Source organism: Halorarum sp. SLYT50 (genome assembly GCF_059821265.1).
On record NZ_CM187555.1, the window covers coordinates 461,992 to 479,225 of the forward strand.

Sequence of the window (17,234 nt, forward strand, 5' to 3'; positions counted from 1 at the left end):
TCTTGCTGGATATGTGAGGAAATAGAGTCAGTTCTCAGTTACCGCTGTAAATGGGTGTTGCCGGAAACCTGTGCCGGCCGCGTGATAGGCACTCGTGGAAATACCATGTCGAGAACCGAACCCTTCCGGGGACCAGCCGTTGGACCAGATCATGAGTTGGACTACCACTTGTCTTGGTCGTTCTCGGGTTGGATGAGCGAAATCCGAGACGAGAATATGAGTGATTGCTAACTAGTCGTGGCTGTGAAATACTCTCATGCGGACGTTCACAGTCGAAGAGGGGCAGACGGGTGACGAACCACAGTTGCGCGAGTGTACACGGTCCCCTGTTGCGTCAGAACACGCTCTTGAGTCCGTTCTGAACGCGAACCCGACTGCGTTGCTCAACGAGCGGGTGTTGATCATTGGTCGACAGTACTCTCTCGACACGGGGCGACCTGACCTCTTGGGACTTGACCAGTATGGAAACGTACTCGTGATCGGGATCAAGAAGGGATCGAGTGGAACCAAAAGTGCAAGCGAGAAAACGATCCTCTCACAGCCTCAAACCTATGCTCAGTCGATCAGTGCCTATGACTACGACCGACTGAATGCCGTCTTCCAAGAGTATCGACAGGGCGACTGGAGTGTACCAGCGGCAGTAAGAGACGCGGAGTCACTGGCTGACGCATTCGAGGCAACGTTCGGGACCCCTCTCGACGAGACTGCCTGTAACCAATATCAGCGGATGGTGATCGTCGCCGAGACGGTTACTGAGCGAACGAAAGCAAACGTCCGTTACCTCCTCGAACAGGGACTTCACGTTCAGTGCGTGGAAGTTCAACAGTTCGTCGCTGGTGGCGCTGGGGGGGAGGAACGAATTCTCACGACTGCGACGGTAGTCAACTACGATACGAGCCGCGTCAGGCCAAAGCGGCGGGGCAATCCCACCTACCCCGAGGCAGTCGAGTCGATCATCGCTCGCGCGTTTCCCTCGGTCAAGTCGCTCGTCCAGGCCGAGACGCCCGCCGATGTCTTCCCTGAAGATTTGGCAGCCCGTGAACCGGCGCTTCAGTCGCAGAACCCTGCCCATCCCGAGTCGGTCTCGTACAGTATCCGACTCAAGCCCTCGAACGAAACTGCACGCGTTTCGCTCGATGTCGACAACGATGAGGAGACACTTGCTCGAATCCGAGAGCATGCGGTGATGTTCGAAGACCGAGGCTTCGACGTGAGCCACAGTCGGAAGAAGTATCGGATCGTCATGACCGAGTTCAAGATCGGTCACGCAGATGAGCTCATGACCGAGGAGTTCCAGCAACGGTTCGCCGAGCGCTTCGTGACCCTCGTCGAGACCGGGCACGAGGTACTCGAGAGCCAGACCTCGGACGTATCCACGGGGGACTGAGAGCCCCCAAACCTCCACACTCTCCTGCCACCAGTGGCCAGTCCCCAGAGGGGAGTCACGGGTTCCGGTCGCCGTGCCTGTTGTGTCCGGACGGTTGTCGTAGCAAGTAACTGTGAGCGAGGCTTTGGTCAGTTCACCGTGAAAACCTCTAGTTCGCGATGCTACTGATGAAAGTGCAGTCGGGAGTTGACTACCAATTCAGGCGCCTGATTTCCGGGAAGAGTTGAACGATTGGCTCCGCCCTGATTCTCGTCCACCTTTTGGAATTCTGTACTTCAACAAATTGGTTGAGAGAGACATCATCGGGGATCCTGTTCCGCATCACCTCTACTTCTAAGCCGTTGTACTTCCCGATCTTCTCGGGCATTCCATGGGTGGATGAGATTGATGACTCGTCTGAAAAGAATACGTTCAGGTCAAAGTCGCCTGGATTGTGGTCTTGACCAACGAAGGTCTTCGCAGCTCCACCATAGAGGATGATGGAGCGGATATCTGAGCGGTCATCGTCATAGTGCTCCAAACATAGGTCTCGAAGTTCCGCCAAGTCAGTAGTAGTGACCTCCATGAAGGATGGTCGATTCACCGATGGATATTACTACTTCCTCCGCGCTTCCGATCTCCGGTCTCGATATCGAATATGGGGTGTGTTTGGAGAGCGCGATTCGGGTGAGTCCGCGAACTTTCGGGGTTTAAAGGGGCCTGATTTCGGGGGGCCATGAGTAAATCGAGCCCGAGATGACTGGAGGTCATCCCAGCTAGTCGAATCGTCGAAATTACCCCAGTGGGACACTCACCTGGCGTACGAGGTCAATGTTCGATTCAGTAGGGCGACCGGCATTGACGAGTACGGCGTCGGTCCACGGTCCCGTCTCGTCGAGTTGCCCGGCGAGGATGAACGAGCCGTCCGAGGCTTCTGTGACGGCACTTCCGATGCCACCTCGGTCGCCGTACCGCCGGCTCCACTCGAAGGTCCCGTCCGTACCGACGCCCATGAGCATCGGACTGGAGCTCCCGGTCCAGTGGCCGTCCGGATGATACGACCCGGCGACGACGATCGACCCATCGGTGTTGACGACGAGGTTCGAGATGCCAGCCTCACTGGACTGTTCCTCGTTGAACTGGTAGCCGTAGCTCCACACCGGATTCCCTTCGGTGTCGATGGCGAGGAGCCACGGGACGTCGATGTAGTCACCCCCTTCGACCAGTCTCCGCCCGGCGAGGACGTATCCACCGTCTGTCGGGGCGACCGCCCAGAGGGACTGGTTGTACTCCTCTCCGTACGACCGTCGCCAGCGTTCGGTGCCGTCGACGGCCAGTCGGCGAACGTACGGTACGCTGTCCGTATCCTCACACAAGAGGAGGTACCCGTCGGCGGCGGCAACGATGGCGTTCGCTCGCTCCGAACCCGGGCCCCACTCGATGTTCCCCTCCTCGTCGGTCGCCCACGCGTAGTCGGGGGCGGGGAATAGTCGTTCCCAGCGGACGTGTCCCTCCGGGTCGACTGCGACGACGACGGCGCTTCGCCGTTCAGTCGGTCCGCCGTCGGTGTTCGATTCGACCGGGTCGATTCGCGTGCCGGCGAGGACGAACCCGCCGTCGAGCGCGGTTTCGATATCGGTGAACTCGTACCGGGCGGTCGAGGTCGGTCGTACGATACGACTCCAGATCGTTCCTCCGTCGGTATCGAGGGCGATCAGACGTGGTGCCTCGGGGCCGACGACGAGGAGGACTCCCCCGTTGGCCGTCTCGACCGCGGCGACCGCGTGCGGGCCGTCGATCAGTCGGTGCCAGCGCTCCTCCCCGCCCTGAGTCGTCCGCACGAGGAACGCGGCGTCGCCGGTCCGCATCTGCGCGCCGGCGGCGAAGAACCCGCCGTCCGCGAGAGAGAGGAGAACCTCGAACGACTCGTGGCTGTTCGCCCTCCCATAGCGTCGGAGCCACCGGAGGGTCGGGTCCGGTGGGAGGGGGTCAGGAACGAGGGGAGAGGGGAGGGGATTCGCGAGGCAGCCGGTGACCCCGAGGAGAGCCGCCCCGAGGCCCGCCGAGAGGAACGTGCGCCGATTCATCTGATATCACTGTCAGTACAGCGTCTCAGAGCATAACCGCGCCAGTTCCCGTACGAAACCATCGAACGCGCTGTCCTTACGGCTGAAATCCCCTGCCACCAGTATCGACTCTCTCATCCGGGTGGTACGAACCGACCTTCGGTCGTCAGATACGTCCCCGATCGTCACGGATTCGGCCGGTCGGCCCGAGTACGCGCCACAGTACGCTCGGCCGAAACAGCGAACGCGGAGGGCGCTCCATCACGATTACCTCGTAGAACGCGTCCCGTAACTCGCCGTCCGTGTGCGCCCTCCGGACGAGCCGGGACAGATACCGGTTGACGAGTTCAGTGCCGTGGGGTTTCTGACCGGTGGTCCGTCGAAAGCCGAAGTCCCTTCCGACTGCCATCGTCCACGCGACGTCGACGACCGTCCAAGAGCGCTCGAAGAAGCGCCGTGCGAGGCCCTCGCGGCCGTGCGCATCGAGGACATGGTGGAGCACCACCGCCTCGAGTGCCGCCACCGACATTCCCTGCGCGTAGGTCGGGTTGAAGCTGGCGACCGCGTCGCCGACGACGACCAGTCCGTCGGGGAACCGGTCGAGGCCCTCGTATCGGTACCGTCGATTGGAAGGGATCGGATAGCGCTCGACGTCCGGGGAGACCAGCCGATTGTCGTCGAGTAGACGCTTTAGTGCCGAGGTGGGGAGACTCGCCGCGAATTCGGAGAAGCCGTCGATGTCCGTCGGAGGGTGGTCGCCGTGTATCCCGTGGAGGTTCACCAGCCAGCGGTCGTCCTCGATGGGGAACGCTGCGCCGCCACGGGTCCGAGGCGGGGAGAGGGGAACGTACCAGGTGCGATGGTCGGTCGGGGGGCGCTCAAGGAGGACGCTACCGTAGGCCAGATCGATGCGCACCTCGTCCACGGTTGGCCGTGCGTAGCCGTTTCTCTCCAGCCACGCCGGCGTTCGACTCGTCCGGCCCGTGGCGTCGACCACCAAATCAGCGTGTATCTCCTCCCGACTGGTCCCTCCGCTCCGGACGACGACCCCGTTCACAGCCGTCGACTCGTCGGTGGTGTAGTCGAGGAACTGACTGCCGGAGTGGACGCGGACGCCGTCGAGCGCGGTGACGCGCTGCCGTACGACCGACTCGAACAACGGCCGACTGGCGAAGTACATGAGTCGCCGCGTCGGACCGTCGGCGAGGTAGGCTCCACCGTCGAAATACCTGAAGTCGGTCGCGCCGTCGACCAGGAGCCCGCCGGCCGAGACGAGCGCTTCGCCGTATCCCGGAAACAGGTCTTCGAGCGTCGCGCGGCCGGCCTCCAACAGCACGTGTGGTTGCCGGGCGTGGGGTGTTCCGTCGCGCGGACCAGGCTCGTCGGGTAGTTGGTCCCGGTCGACGACCGTGACGCGTTCGAACACGTCAACGAGGACGCGGGCGGCAAGAAGGCCGGCCATGCTCGCTCCGACGACGACCGCGTGTTCGCCGACCGTGTCGGTCCGGTCGCTATCGTACCGGGGAACGGTCGCCAGGGTCACGGTTGTTGTCCCCCTCCGTCGCCTCGGTTCTCCGCCTCGGCTCCTAAGATCGGTTCAGGTTCGGGAGTTGGCGTCGTCACGGGAACTCACGAGCGAACAACCCTCCCCCGCGACGGTATAGATTCGCGCTGGGAGGGTCTCCCACCGTGAGCGATTCTCACCGAGTGAACAGCGAGGGATCGAGCGGTTCTCCCGCACGACGGTGGTCGTCGATCGTCGACCCGGCCCACGTATGGACTGTCTCGTCGTCGGTTTCGATGACCGCGAGCGGTGCCCCCTCGCCCCCGGAGAGGCACAGCAACACGACGTCGTCCACGATGAATACCGTAGACCGGATCTCTCCGGGGTACACGACGATTTCAGACGTTCCAGCCTGGATCATCTCACGTGCACGGTCGATCGTCTCCGGGTCCGTTCCGACGTTCTCGAGCGCGTCCCCGCCGACTATGCCCTCGAGCTCAAGAGTGCCGTCGACGGTCCCGCGCCAACACGCCTCCATCACGTCGGGGAGGACCGAATACGTGAGGAGTCTGACCCGGTCGGCGGAGCGGACCCGTCTCGAGATGTGTGTCGTCGGGGCAAGCGCGTCGCTCTTCGTCGAACGGATGATCCGCGCCCCGGCGAGACACCCCAGATCGAAGTCGAACCCCTCTTCAGGAAACCACTGGGCCACGCCGTTGAGCGCGGGAACGGGCTCGAAGCGCTCCAAGAGGGCGGAAAATTCGTGCGAGACGTACGCTCCGAGTTGGGTCGCCCCGTACGTCCGGTCCTCCTCCTCGATCCACCCCCGCTCCTCGAAATCGTCTAGGACGCGCCCGAGCGTAGCCCGACTCACGCCGGTCGCCTCCTCCAAGTCGTACCGTCCGAGCGGTCCCGTCGTTAGTTCCTTGAGCACCGTAACACGATTCGGGGAGCGAGAGAGGAACTCAATCTCCTCGAGGGGCCCCCGGAGTGCGGTGAACGATCCCATGGTGTCGATGGATTGGGGACCGTTCGAGATAGGTTTTCGCGCCGAGAACCCCGTCCGAGACAGCCTGAGACTCCCCTAGTCGTGTCTCGACACCGATCTCGGCCGAGTGGTAGCCGGACGAGGACCGACGTCAGAACGATGACACGGACCGTCTCCAAAGCCGATGCCCCCTGCCACCAGTCTCGACTATCAGGCTCGGATGAATCCTTGATCAAGTGTGTGTTTGGGGAACGCGATTCGGATGAGTCCGCGAATTTTCGGGGGTTAAAGGGGCGCCGTTTCGGGGGCCCTCTTTCCTCCCCCTTGAGTTTCGCTCACCTGGAAGGGAACGTGCTGGGAGCCGGAGCTCGGATCCATAGTCCCCCTGTAGCCCCCGATATCTGTACGCCAAACAACTACTCTGTTTTTACCCATATATCTGATATCAAATCGCTACCGATACTTTGATGCGGTTCCTCCCCATGGTTTATCTGACATAATATCAACAGAGTATATTACCTACAATTGATATGTGTCCCGGGAGACACTCACCGACGCGGAGCCTCGGCTCCCGCTCGGAGGCTACCTGACCTTCCCGCGCGCTTGCACCTCCCACAACTCCTCGACTCGGCCGTCCCGGACGCCGACGATGCGGTCGTGGAGGTTGACGGTCGTACAGACGTGGGGGACGATGAACTCCAGGCGATCGCCGACGCGGAACGTCTCGCTCGACTCGCTGGTGTCTATCCAGCCGTGTTCCTCGCTGGCGTTCGCGTACGCGATGTCGTCGCGGTGTTTCGCCACGGGCATCTGGGGCTTGTCGAGCGAGAACGTCTTGCTCCCGCCGTCGACGACGAGTCGGTCCTCGTCCGGCACGGAGATGACCGTCGTGACGACGGTGGCCGCACAGTCCGCCTTCGACACCTCCCACGGTCTGAGTTCGAGTTCGCCGACGTCGTTGAACGGGTACATCCCGGGGTTGACCTCGGTGACCACGGGGTGTGTCCCACTGTAGCGGGACGTCGCCGTCCCACCGACCTTCACCTCGTCGACGGGGACGCCGGTGGCCTCGATGTCGTCGACCACGTCCGCCGCGAGGTCCATCGCCTCCCCGCACTGCTCGTCGAACTCGGCTTCCGTCGTCGCCTCGGACTTCACGTGCGCCTCGTACGCGAGGACGCCGTCGAACCGGAGCCGTTCGGCGTCCGCGATTCGCCCCGCCAGGTCGACGGCCGCACCGCCCGGACTCACGCCGGTCCGGTGGAGCCCCACGTCGACTTCGAGGACGACGCCCAGCGTGACGCCGTTGCGCTCCGTCGCGTCGACGAGTGCGTCGACGGTGGCGGCCGAGTCGACGGTCGTCGCGAACTCGTCGACCTTGTCGGCGAGCCAGCAGAGTCGGTCGAGTTTCGGCTCGCCGACCACCTGGTACGAGAGGTAGATGTCGTCGAGGCCGTTGCGCGCCATCGTCTCGGCCTCGCCGAGCGTCTGACAGCAGACGCCGCCACCGTCGGTCATCTCGTCTTCCATCGCCGCGAGTTCGGCGTTCTTGTGGGTCTTGACGTGCGACCGGAGCCGCACGCCGTGTTCGCGCGCGAACGCGGCGTACTCCTCGACGTTGCGCTCCATGGCGTCCACGTCGACCAGCAACGCCGGCGTCTCCACGTCGGTCACCGACTGGTACAGGTTCGGACCCGCCTCGTCCGTCGTCCAACTCGTCATGCGGGGAGAGGCACCCGAGGGCGGATAAATCAGGGGCACCGGGTCGAGCGGTCGGTCCCCGCCGCCGCCGACCGGGACCGAACTCGGCGACGGGAGCGACGCGGGACGTACGCTTTTGTGCGCTCCCCCCGGAGCAGCCGCCATGGAGACCCGCCCGCTCGGAGAGACCGGTCACGACAGCACGGTCATGACGTTCGGCGCCATCGCCCTCAACTGGCTCGAACAGGAGGGCGCCGACCAGATGGTCGAACTCGTGCTCGACCACGGCGTCAACCACTTCGACGTCGCCCCGACGTACGGCGACGCGGAACTCAAACTCGGCCCGAAGCTCCGCCAGCACCGCGAGGAGATATTCCTCGGCTGCAAGACGCAAGAGCGGACGTACGAGGGGGCCAGACGCAAGCTCGAACGCTCGCTGGACCGCCTCGGCGTCGACAAGATAGACCTGTACCAGGTCCACGGACTGGAGTACGAGGACGAACTGGAGACGATAACCGACGACGGCGGCGCGCTCGAGGCCTTCCGCGAGGCGAAGGAGGAGGGACTCGTCGACCACATCGGGCTGACGAGCCACGCCTCGCCCCAACTCATCCTCGACGCCGTCGACCGCATCGACGACCTGGAGACGCTGATGTTCCCGATGAACCCCGTCGTCGTGGGGAAGGACGACGACGAGCACGACTACGCGGCGGTACTCGACCGGGCGAACGAGGAGGGCATCGGGACGCTCGGCATCAAGGCGTTCGCCGGGGGACCGTGGCCCTCGACCGACGAGTTGCCACAGGAGGACCGCCCGTACTGCAACTGGTACGAACCGGTTGACACGCCCGACGAGATACGGGAGCGGTTCGACTTCGCCGCCTCGCAGGGGCTGACGAGCGTCATCAACGCGGGCGACCCGAAACTGGCCGCGATGGTGCTCGACGCCGCCGCCCGCTACGACGGGATGGACGACGCCGCCCAGCGCTCGCTCGTCGAGCGCCTGCGCCACGAGGACAGCCCGGTGCCCCAGCAGCTCCACCACTGACGCGGGGGGAGTTACCGACCGCATGGACGTTCCCCGGACGGTGACGGCGGCGCTCGCCGACCGGCCGGTCGCGGGCGCGGTCTGTCTCGAGGCGGGAGCGGGCGTCGGCAACGCGACGACCGGCCTGCTCGCGGCCGGCGCCGACCGTGTCTACGCCGTCACGAACGACCCCGACCACGCGGCGACCGTCCGGGCGCGGGTCCACGACGCGGACGGGGGTTCGAGCGGCGACGCCGAGCGGACGGGCGCCGACCGTACCGCGGTTCTGGAGGCCGACCTCCGTGCGCTCCCGCTGGCGACCGACGGCGTCGACGTCGTCACCGCACACGGCCTGTTCAACGTCCTCGCTCCCCCGTCGCTCGACGCGGTCGCGTCGGAACTCACGCGCGTCGCCGCCCCCGGCTGTCACCTCGTCGTCGACGACTACGACCCGCTCCCCGAGAGCGCCGCCGTGCGCGAACTGTTCGCCGTCGAGAACGCGGCGACGGAACTGTCCGCCGGCCGTCCCGCGCTGACGTTCTACCCGGCGGCAGTGCTCCGTCGTCTGTTCGTCGGCTACGGCTGGACGTTCGACCGGGAACTGACGCTGCTCGACCCGGTTCCGTGGACCGCGAGTCACGTCGAGGCACACGCCGACGTGGCGCGCGAGGCGGCCGCGACCCTGCCGGCCGAACTGGGCGACCCGCTGACCGCGGAGACCGACCGCCTCGCGGCGGCCATCGGGTCGGAGTCCGCCGGACGGATGTACAGCGTCGCGCTCCGGTTGTCGGAGTGACTCGACTCCTCGTGAGCGTGTAGACCCGACGGGGGACGGTCGTCGCGGCGTCAGACGCGCTCCTGCTCGGCCGCGAGCCCTCGCAGGTACTCGACGCGGTCGGCCGTCGGCGGGTGGCTCTCGGGAAAGAGGTCGCGGCTGACGAGCGCGTCGTCGTCGTCGGTGAACGCGGGGAGGTCGAGCGGCGAGACGTACAGCGCCTCGACGCCGCCGTCCAGGTCGCGCAGGTCGCGGTCGGGCAGGCGCTCCATCCCCGTCTCGATGGTCCCGAGCGCGCTCGCGAGCGCGAGCGGGTCCCCCGTGATTCGGGCGGCCCCGCGGTCGGCGGCGCGCTCGCGGTAGCGCGAGAGCAGGCGGAACAGGAGGAAGCTCCCGACCCAGAAGACGGCCGAGACGAGGACGGTGAGCAGCGCGGAGACGACGAACAGGACGACGAGCGCGAGCAGCGGCCGGGCGTCGTCGCTGTCGCCGTGGTGGAAGTGGCCGATGACGCTCCAGAGTCCGCCCAGCAGCGTGTAGGCGGTCACCGCGACGACGTACGTGAACGACGGGAGCAGGTACGCCACCGACATCACGGCGACGTCGCGGTTCTTCACGTGCGCGAGTTCGTGCGCCAGCACCGCGTCGAGTTCGTCCCCGTCGAGCGAGTCGAGCAACCCCTCGGTGACGACCACCGTCGCGGCCGCCGGCGAGCGGCCCGTCGCGAACGCGTTCGGCACCGCCGACGGCGACACCGCGAGTCGGGGCGTCGGCAGGTCGACCTGCCGGGAGAGTCGGTCGAGTCGGGCGGCGACGTCGGGGTACGCCGAATGGTCGAACCGCCTCGCGCCGACCGACCGGAGGGCGAACCGGTCGCCGAACAGGAACTGGACGGTCAGACCGACGAGCGTCGCGGCGAGAATCACCGGGAGGCTCACCGAGAGCCGCCAGTCGATGCGCGTCTCGAGCAGCACCTCCGCGAGGGGGACGACGACGGTCGCGAACGCCCAGTTCAGGGTGGACACGAACGCGAACGGCAGCACGGCGAGCAGGACGACGGCGAGCGCCATCCGCGCCTGCAGCCCGCGGTCGGGGGACCACTGCATCGGCGACCGGTATCGACCGTCGCCCCTTGAGTGTTGCAGGTCGTCGCCTCGGCCCGTACTCACTCGACCCACTCGGTCACGACGGCGGCCTCCGCCTTCCGCACGAGTTCGCCGGCGGTGCTCGGGGCGCAGTCGAGTTCGGCCGCGACGTCCGCGACCGACCCCGTGCGGGGGACGTCGTAGTAGCCGACCGACACCGCCGCCGAGAGCGCGTCCCGCTGCCGCTCTGTGAGGGTCGCCGGCGACCCGCCCCGCCGGAACTCGGCGACGCGTTCGATGCGGACGGGCAGCAGTTCGCGCAGGCGCTCGTGGAACGCGCTCAGCCCCGACCGGTCACCCACCGCCTCGACGGTCGCGTCGCCGTCGGCGGTGAACGTCACCGGCGGGAGGAACACCACCTCCGCGGCCGCGACGAGGCCGAGCACCCGTTCGTCGAACTCGAACCCGGTCTGGTCGAGGAAGGCGTACGTCCCGCCGTCCCCCGCGACGAGGTGCGCCTCGACGAGGGTATCGAGCGCGGTCAGCAGGTCCCGGACCGTCCCCCGGTCCGCGTCGTACCACGAGAGCGTCGTCACGTCGGCGGTCGGTCCCCACGTCAGCAACTCCATGCGCGAGGCCGACTCCGCCCCCATGAGCCGGCGGTGGAGCGGATGCGCGACCGCCTCGGGGTACGTGACCCGGAACTCGACTCGCTTCACGCCGGCGACGACTCCGGCCGTCGGTATAAAACACCGCACCCATCCGGTAGCAGTCGTTAGCGTCCCCGGCCCGAACTCGGAACCGATGAACGACGAGCACCGAGCGAGCGCCGGCGCGGAGTCGATTCGAGACGGGCGGTCGGGACGCGAGCGGTCACGAGTCGCCGAGGCGTCCGACGGTCGGCGCGTCTCGTACGCGGAGTACGGCGCGCCCGAGGGCGTACCGCTGGTGTTCCTCCACGGGACGCCCGGGTCGCGCCTGCTCGGCGCGCTGTTCGACCGACCCGCCCGACGCCGGGGGGTCCGCGTGCTCGCGCCCGACCGGCCGGGGTACGGACGCTCGACGCCGTGGCCGGAGCGGACGCTCGCGGACACCGGACGGTTCGTCGCTCCCGTCCTCGACGACGCCGGCGCGTGTCGCCCCGGCGTCGTCGGGTTCTCCGGCGGCGGCCCGCACGCGCTCTCGCTCGCGGCGACCCGACCGGACCTCGTCGAGAGCGTCGACGTCGTCGCCGGAGCGCCGCCGCCGGCGCTCGGGTCACCCTCGCCGCCGGCGCTGCGCCTTCTCGAGACGCTCGCAGGCGCGACGCCCCCTCTCCTGTCGGGACTGGTGCGGGTGCAAGCGTGGGTCGCTCGGTACGCCCCGCTCTCGCTCGTCGTCTCGCAGTACACCACGCCGGACGGACGGGCGGCCCTGTCGGACGAGGTAGCCGAACTCGTCGGGGACGACTTCGCGGAGGCGCTCTCGACGCACCGCAGCGGGTTCGTGACCGAGACGCGACTACTGGCTCGCGACTGGGATTTCCCCCTGGACCGGGTCGACGCTCGGGTGCGCGTCTGGCACGGCGACGCGGACGCGAACGTCGCGGTAGACGGCGCGCGGCGCGTCGCCGACCGACTGCCGGACGGACGCGCGACGGTGTTCGACGGGGCCGACCACCTCCACACTCTCCTCCGGAGCGTGCCGCGGGTCGTCGACGCCCACGCGCCCGCGGACGGGTAGTCCGACCGTTCGGCCGGGTCGACGAGTCGCGCCGCTACTCGGGCGAGTCGGGGGCGTTCCGCGTCAGTCAGCGGTGCACGCGACGGTGACGTTCGTGACGGCGCCCGACGCCGCCGACACTGCGCCGTGGTCCGCGTCAGAGATTTCGGTCGAACTCCCACTCGCGGTCGCGTCGTCGCACGGCGTCTCCGCGAGCCAGTTCAGGTCGACCGCCGCGCCGGTGGCGACGAACGAGACGGCCGTCGACCCGACCGCGAGTCGGTCGACGGAGACGACGGACCCCTCGGTCGCCGCGACCGTCCAGTCGCGGTTCTCCGAGACGCGGACGTCTCGCAGCGTCACGACGGCGTCGACGACGAGGAGGCCGGCGGGGTGGGTCACGACGCCGGATTCGCCGACGGTCCGCGAGACGGCGCCGTCGGCGACGGTCACGCCGTCCGAGTCGACGACGGCGACGCCGGCGACGCCGCTCCGGTCGACGGTGCTCGCCGTGACCGTCGTCCCGTCGGCGGCGACCACGAGGACGCCGACGCCGTTCTCGACCGCGGCCAACCGGTCGACGACGACGTTCGTGCTCTCGTGGACGAACAGGCCGTCCCCGTGGTTCCGTCCGACGGTCGAGTCGACGACGGCGACCCGGTCGGACCCGACGACGGCGATTCCCGCGAACAGGCCGGGTCCGGCGACGACGTTCGCCAACTCCACGTCGGTCGCGTCCCGGACGACGACGCCGTCCCTGACGCTCCCGGCGACGGTGAGCGAGTCGATGCGGACGCCGGCGGTCCCGTCGACGACGACGCCGGTCCCGACGTTCGACGCCGCGACGTCGCTGACGAGGAGGTCGGAACCGCCCTCGGAGCGGAGTCCGACGTCGAACCCGTCGAGCGAGAGGTTCGTCACAGTGACGTTCGACCGGTCGCCCGCGACCACCACCGCCTCGCCGAACTGCCCCGGCGTCGGCGCTGTGACCCCGCCCGACGGGAGGGATATCGGCATGTAGAGCGACTCGCCGTACGCGCGGGCGCGCTCGGCGACGGTCAGGGCGTGGCCGCCGCCGTCGATGACGACGTCGCCGGCGGTAATCGTGAAGCAGGTGTACGACTGGCTCTCGACGTCGGCGACGAGTCGGTACAGGCCCGGCGTCTCGATTGCGCGACACGAGTCGACGGGGGTGGCAGACGACGCGCTTTCGAGTGGGTCGGTGACGGACGCGGGCAGTTCGACGGCCTCCGGGCCGGCGCGAACCGGCGAGGAGAACGACGCCGTGACGACGACGACAGCCACGACGGCGGCGAGTATCCGGACGACAGTGGGTGACATGAGTGTGCTCAGCGGAAGAGAGCGGTCCGGCGCGTCCCGTGGGCGACCCGGCGTGTCCACTGACTGTGCGTGTTCGCCCTCCCAACCTGCGCGAGTGGCCGTATCGGCGGGTCTGGACCGAGGGAACCGGTCCGTTCGCCTCGGATGATCGAACGCCGTCTCGAACGATACGTGTTGTTCGAACGATATTTCTATCGGGCAGTGATGAGAAGTTCGGTTCTATACGAGTGCCGACACTATCCGGCTCTCCGCGCAACCATCACGGCGTCGAGTCGAGCGACGCCGGCGCTCGCTCGCACGTGACCGTCGCGAAGTCGTCCGCGACGGTCACCGACAGCGTCTCGTCGTCGAGGGTCACGGTCACGCCCAGCGAGAGCGGGTCCGCCTCGGTCACGGTGACGTGACACTCGCCCAGGTGCCGTGTGAGTTCCCACGTCGGAATCGAACCGACGTCGACGCCGTGGTCGCGGTAGAATCGGGCGACCGCCGGCCGGTAACACACGACGAGAGTGAGGTGGTGAACCGCCCAGAGTCCGCACTGAGAGCACGTCCAGACCACCTCGGTGTCCCCCGTTTCGGGGTCGGCGTCCAGTAACTCGAACAGCCGTTCGTCCGAAATCTGCTCGCGGAGTCCCATCGGGACCGCTTCGCGGTCGGTGGGGAGTGCCAGCGACCCCGACCCGAAGCACCGCGGACAGGCGTCGTGCGCCAGTAGTCGGAGCTGCGCGTGCAGTACCTGTTCGAGCGTCGCGACCACCTCCTCGTCGGTCCGTCCCACGAGACCGCTGGCGTGGAACGGCGTCATCACGTGGTTGTGCTCGCAGGACGAACACCGGACGAACAGCATGTCGTCCTCGTACGCGCAGTACAGCCCCGACCCGCAGGCGTCACACGTCCCGTCGACCGGGAACGGGCCGACGTCCGGGTTCCCGGTCACGTCCCCGGAGAGCACGGCCCAGACCACGTTCACGCCCGCCATCGTGATGTCGTACCCCTCGGGCGTCCTGCGGACGTACCGGTCCTCGAGTTTGCGCAGGTGGTACCTGAACTGGCCGGGGTCGGCGACGCCGACACGCGCCCTGAGGTCGGTGAACCGGACCGGCCAGTCGCCGGCCTCCCAGAGCACGAGCAGCGTTCGCAGTCGCGTCTCGTTGGCGATGCTGGCGAACGCCTCCGCGGCGGAGTCCGAGAGAGACGCCGGTCGGGGGTCGGTGTTTTCGGTGTCTCCCTCTCTCATGCCGACACCTACGACCGACGAGGGGAAAGCGATACGGACCACGTGTTGCTGTGTTGCTGTCAGCCGTCCGTCCCGCCACCGGTCCCCGCGAACGCGCTCCGGGGACCCCACGTGAGGTCACTATGCGGCGGGCGCACGAGCGACCGGGGCGGGCGAGCGCCGCCGTCGCCGGCGAGCGAGGACGAGGCGGAGCGAGGAGCGGCGTTCCCCGACGGGACTCACATCCCCATGTCCGCCGCCGCCTCGGGGACCGGGAGGTCGCTCGGGGGGACGCCGAGCAGTTCCGCCGCGTGGTCGAGCGCCATGTCGAACCCGTAGTAGCGCTCGAGTTCGTCGCCGTCGGCGGTCGGTCGCACCTTCAGCATGGCGTACCCCTCGACGTTCTGCGCGACGGCGGCCGTCCGACCGTCGCGTTCGAACGTCACCACGCGCTCGGCCTCCGTCGTGTAGTAGCGCGCGGTGATGCCGTCCGACTCGACCACCTCGTCGCCCTCGGCGTCGCTCATGTCGCCGGCTTGGGTCGCCCGGTATTCGACCGTTCCGGTCGCCGGGGTCGTCCGGTTCGACGGGCCCGCGGCTACTCGGAGTAGAATCGGTATGAGTGGCGGACGGCCGGCATTGCCCGGGGGTTCCGCCGTGGGGAATCCCGGGTGCCTCCTCCGCCCCGCGACCCGACGAGCGACCGGCGTCCGATGGTGGGCTGCTCGCTTCCGCGCCTGACCCGCTGCCGCCGGTGAACCGCGGGAGCGCACCCCTGCGGGTGCGTCCCGGCGGACCGCTGTCCCCGTCGGACGAGGCTTCGACGTCGGCTTCCGGGGCCCGCGACGGGCGCCCCGGACGCCGCCGGCGTTCGGTCCCCGCTGAAGACTCTATGGCGGGTGACGAGCAGGGCCTAACTGCCCGACCTAGTCCACCACGACGTAGGCCGGACCGACTTAAGGGCCTTGCGGTCGCGCCGCGGCTCGTCGGGTTCGTGTCGTGCGTTCTCACCGCGCGAATCGGAGGAACGCTGCCGTGCGCGCCGTCTGGGACGCCGAACCGACGCGGCGAGGCGGGCGGGCGACGCCCGTTCGCGAGCACGTCGAAGCGGCGTCCGACGGGTCCGGAGAGGCCGGCTCGACCGACGGTCGGCGGAGCGAGACGCGACGCTCCGAGGCCGCGGTCAGTCCCCGTCGAGGACGATGGACCCGTCCGAACAGGCGGTGATGCGGTAGCCGTAGTACCGGAACGTCAGGTACCGCTTTCGCTCGTCGTCGGAGTCGCCGAACAGTTCGAGGAGTTCCGGGTCGATGACGTCGTGAAGCGGCGGAAGGTCGGTCGGCTCGGCGCCCTCGCGGGCCATCACCGCCTCCGTGATGGCCGGAACGGTAATCCGGCTCCCGGAGGAGTGCGCGGTCGACCGCTGCGACAGTTCGGTGAACTCGACGGTCCACCCCTCGCCCCCGCCGTTCCGCTCGGGCACCGGCCACCGCCCGTCGACGTCGACGCCGTTCGACTCGGCCGCCGTCACGACGGCGCGGAGCGCCTCCTGAAACTCTGCCTCGGTCGTGATGGCGGGGGAGAGCCCGTTCCCCTCGTCCCCTCGCTCACCGCGGTCGCTCATACTCCATCAGGTGCCCGGAGACCGATAGTCCCACCCCTTCGATAGTGGGGCGGGTATACCACCGTCCGCCCGACGGTGGCCGAGCCTTCGACCGTCCGACGGACCGTTCGCACGGGCACTCGGACCCCCGTCGACGAGAGCGGCGTCGTCTCGACTGTCGCTCCCGCCACTGCGGGGACTCACCTGACCTCCGGTTCGTGTTCGGCGGCGATATCATCGATAGCGGGATACGCGGGTGGCCAGCGTGAACGTGTCACACTGTTTCATCGTTCCCGACCGTTTCGTTCGGACCGAACGGGCCGAATTTCGGCGTCGCGCCCAGCCCCCTCCCCCGTTTCAGAGGACGGCGCGCGCGTACGCGCCGGCGCTCGCCGGGACGAGTGCCGCGAGCGCGAGGACGGCCCAGCGGTGATAGAGTATCCACTCCGCGCCCGCGGGGAACGAGAACAGCACGTCTCGCTCGACGGCCACCGCCCACGAGAGCGCGATGGCGAACAGGGCGAGACCGGCGACGACGGCGACGCCAGCGAGCGTGTCGGGCGGCGAGCGTCCCTGCTTGCCCGACAGGAAGACGACGACGAGCAGTGCCGCGAGGAAGGCGACGCCGGCCGCGCCGACCGGACCGCTGGCGTAGTAGACGCCGAGGGGGCTCTCGGTTCCCGAGAGGAGGAGGTACGGCGCGGCCAACACGAGGAGGACGACGAGGCAGGCGAGGATGCCGGCGGTCGGCGCGGCGTCGGCGGTGTCCATGGCCGGTCGTCGGGCCGGCGGCCACTTAATCGGTTCTCGTTCCCCCGGCGCGAGGAGAGCGAGGGGGACCGAGGGGAAACGGCGAAGTGG

The 17,234-nt window shown here is 67.7% G+C and carries 16 protein-coding genes and 1 other RNA gene; 4 read left to right on the forward strand and 13 right to left on the reverse strand.

The annotated features are described in order from the left end of the window. The first annotated feature begins 256 nt into the window (after positions 1–256). The gene (locus AC6RUA_RS02355; RefSeq protein WP_499814351.1) at positions 257–1,387 is read left to right on the forward strand and encodes a hypothetical protein; all 1,131 of its coding nucleotides are present in this window, start codon (positions 257–259) and stop codon (positions 1,385–1,387) included. Positions 1,388–1,577: 190 nt separating this feature from the next. Here AC6RUA_RS02355 and AC6RUA_RS02360 read toward each other — a convergent pair whose 3' ends face one another. The 5 genes from AC6RUA_RS02360 to AC6RUA_RS02380 form a co-directional block, all read right to left on the reverse strand. After that, the gene (locus tag AC6RUA_RS02360; protein WP_499814352.1) at positions 1,578–1,952 is read right to left on the reverse strand and encodes a hypothetical protein; all 375 of its coding nucleotides are present in this window, start codon (positions 1,950–1,952) and stop codon (positions 1,578–1,580) included. A 208-nt stretch (positions 1,953–2,160) separates the two neighbouring features. After that, a complete protein-coding gene (locus AC6RUA_RS02365; RefSeq protein ID WP_499814353.1) occupies positions 2,161–3,453 on the reverse strand; it encodes a hypothetical protein in 1,293 nt (430 codons plus the stop codon). A 145-nt stretch (positions 3,454–3,598) separates the two neighbouring features. After that, entirely contained in the window at positions 3,599–4,975 is a 1,377-nt protein-coding gene (locus tag AC6RUA_RS02370; RefSeq protein ID WP_499814354.1) for an FAD-dependent oxidoreductase, read from the reverse strand. A gap of 157 nt (positions 4,976–5,132) precedes the next feature. Beyond that, the gene (locus AC6RUA_RS02375; protein ID WP_499814355.1) at positions 5,133–5,945 is read right to left on the reverse strand and encodes a helix-turn-helix transcriptional regulator; all 813 of its coding nucleotides are present in this window, start codon (positions 5,943–5,945) and stop codon (positions 5,133–5,135) included. Between the two features lie 561 nt (positions 5,946–6,506). After that, positions 6,507–7,646 carry an alanine racemase gene (locus tag AC6RUA_RS02380; protein ID WP_499814356.1) on the reverse strand — a complete coding sequence of 380 codons (1,140 nt, stop codon included), beginning with the start codon at positions 7,644–7,646 and terminating at the stop codon, positions 6,507–6,509. Positions 7,647–7,788: 142 nt separating this feature from the next. Here AC6RUA_RS02380 and AC6RUA_RS02385 point away from each other — a divergent pair, with 142 nt between their 5' ends. Then, positions 7,789–8,673: an aldo/keto reductase gene (locus AC6RUA_RS02385; protein WP_499814357.1), complete on the forward strand. Its 885-nt coding sequence runs from the start codon at positions 7,789–7,791 to the stop codon at positions 8,671–8,673. Between the two features lie 22 nt (positions 8,674–8,695). Further along, on the forward strand, positions 8,696–9,448 hold the full coding sequence (locus AC6RUA_RS02390) for a class I SAM-dependent methyltransferase (protein ID WP_499814358.1): 753 nt from the start codon (positions 8,696–8,698) through the stop codon (positions 9,446–9,448). A gap of 50 nt (positions 9,449–9,498) precedes the next feature. Here AC6RUA_RS02390 and AC6RUA_RS02395 read toward each other — a convergent pair whose 3' ends face one another. Both AC6RUA_RS02395 and AC6RUA_RS02400 read right to left on the reverse strand, forming a co-directional pair. Then, positions 9,499–10,533, reverse strand: a complete 1,035-nt coding sequence (locus AC6RUA_RS02395; protein ID WP_499814359.1) for a M48 family metalloprotease — start codon at positions 10,531–10,533, stop codon at positions 9,499–9,501. Between the two features lie 59 nt (positions 10,534–10,592). Further along, entirely contained in the window at positions 10,593–11,231 is a 639-nt protein-coding gene (locus AC6RUA_RS02400) for a helix-turn-helix domain-containing protein (RefSeq protein ID WP_499814360.1), read from the reverse strand. 85 nt (positions 11,232–11,316) lie between these two features. Between AC6RUA_RS02400 and AC6RUA_RS02405 the strand changes: the two genes are divergently transcribed. After that, on the forward strand, positions 11,317–12,234 hold the full coding sequence (locus tag AC6RUA_RS02405; RefSeq protein WP_499814361.1) for an alpha/beta fold hydrolase: 918 nt from the start codon (positions 11,317–11,319) through the stop codon (positions 12,232–12,234). A gap of 63 nt (positions 12,235–12,297) precedes the next feature. Here AC6RUA_RS02405 and AC6RUA_RS02410 read toward each other — a convergent pair whose 3' ends face one another. From AC6RUA_RS02410 to AC6RUA_RS02435, 6 genes are all read right to left on the reverse strand, one after another. Beyond that, entirely contained in the window at positions 12,298–13,554 is a 1,257-nt protein-coding gene (locus AC6RUA_RS02410) for a right-handed parallel beta-helix repeat-containing protein (RefSeq protein WP_499814362.1), read from the reverse strand. Between the two features lie 259 nt (positions 13,555–13,813). Then, positions 13,814–14,791, reverse strand: coding sequence for a winged helix-turn-helix domain-containing protein (locus AC6RUA_RS02415; RefSeq protein WP_499814363.1), 978 nt, complete (start codon positions 14,789–14,791; stop codon positions 13,814–13,816). Positions 14,792–15,009: 218 nt separating this feature from the next. Continuing rightward, entirely contained in the window at positions 15,010–15,297 is a 288-nt protein-coding gene (locus tag AC6RUA_RS02420; protein WP_499814364.1) for a DUF7111 family protein, read from the reverse strand. 96 nt (positions 15,298–15,393) lie between these two features. Continuing rightward, positions 15,394–15,707, reverse strand: an RNA gene (gene ffs / locus AC6RUA_RS02425) — signal recognition particle sRNA. A gap of 246 nt (positions 15,708–15,953) precedes the next feature. Continuing rightward, positions 15,954–16,394, reverse strand: coding sequence for a HalOD1 output domain-containing protein (locus AC6RUA_RS02430; protein WP_499814365.1), 441 nt, complete (start codon positions 16,392–16,394; stop codon positions 15,954–15,956). A 336-nt stretch (positions 16,395–16,730) separates the two neighbouring features. After that, a complete protein-coding gene (locus tag AC6RUA_RS02435) occupies positions 16,731–17,144 on the reverse strand; it encodes a DUF7548 family protein (RefSeq protein ID WP_499814366.1) in 414 nt (137 codons plus the stop codon). Positions 17,145–17,234: the final 90 nt, after the last annotated feature.

Coding starts and splice junctions, on each gene's coding strand:
- AC6RUA_RS02435 (WP_499814366.1), bottom strand. CDS start 17,144: ATGGACACCGCCGACGCCGCGCCGACCGCCGGCATCCTCGCCTGCCTC.
- AC6RUA_RS02365 (WP_499814353.1), bottom strand. CDS start 3,453: ATGAATCGGCGCACGTTCCTCTCGGCGGGCCTCGGGGCGGCTCTCCTC.
- AC6RUA_RS02415 (WP_499814363.1), bottom strand. CDS start 14,791: ATGAGAGAGGGAGACACCGAAAACACCGACCCCCGACCGGCGTCTCTC.
- AC6RUA_RS02355 (WP_499814351.1), top strand. CDS start 257: ATGCGGACGTTCACAGTCGAAGAGGGGCAGACGGGTGACGAACCACAG.
- AC6RUA_RS02380 (WP_499814356.1), bottom strand. CDS start 7,646: ATGACGAGTTGGACGACGGACGAGGCGGGTCCGAACCTGTACCAGTCG.
- AC6RUA_RS02360 (WP_499814352.1), bottom strand. CDS start 1,952: ATGGAGGTCACTACTACTGACTTGGCGGAACTTCGAGACCTATGTTTG.
- AC6RUA_RS02430 (WP_499814365.1), bottom strand. CDS start 16,394: ATGAGCGACCGCGGTGAGCGAGGGGACGAGGGGAACGGGCTCTCCCCC.
- AC6RUA_RS02390 (WP_499814358.1), top strand. CDS start 8,696: ATGGACGTTCCCCGGACGGTGACGGCGGCGCTCGCCGACCGGCCGGTC.
- AC6RUA_RS02405 (WP_499814361.1), top strand. CDS start 11,317: ATGAACGACGAGCACCGAGCGAGCGCCGGCGCGGAGTCGATTCGAGAC.
- AC6RUA_RS02385 (WP_499814357.1), top strand. CDS start 7,789: ATGGAGACCCGCCCGCTCGGAGAGACCGGTCACGACAGCACGGTCATG.
- AC6RUA_RS02375 (WP_499814355.1), bottom strand. CDS start 5,945: ATGGGATCGTTCACCGCACTCCGGGGGCCCCTCGAGGAGATTGAGTTC.
- AC6RUA_RS02395 (WP_499814359.1), bottom strand. CDS start 10,533: ATGCAGTGGTCCCCCGACCGCGGGCTGCAGGCGCGGATGGCGCTCGCC.
- AC6RUA_RS02410 (WP_499814362.1), bottom strand. CDS start 13,554: ATGTCACCCACTGTCGTCCGGATACTCGCCGCCGTCGTGGCTGTCGTC.
- AC6RUA_RS02420 (WP_499814364.1), bottom strand. CDS start 15,297: ATGAGCGACGCCGAGGGCGACGAGGTGGTCGAGTCGGACGGCATCACC.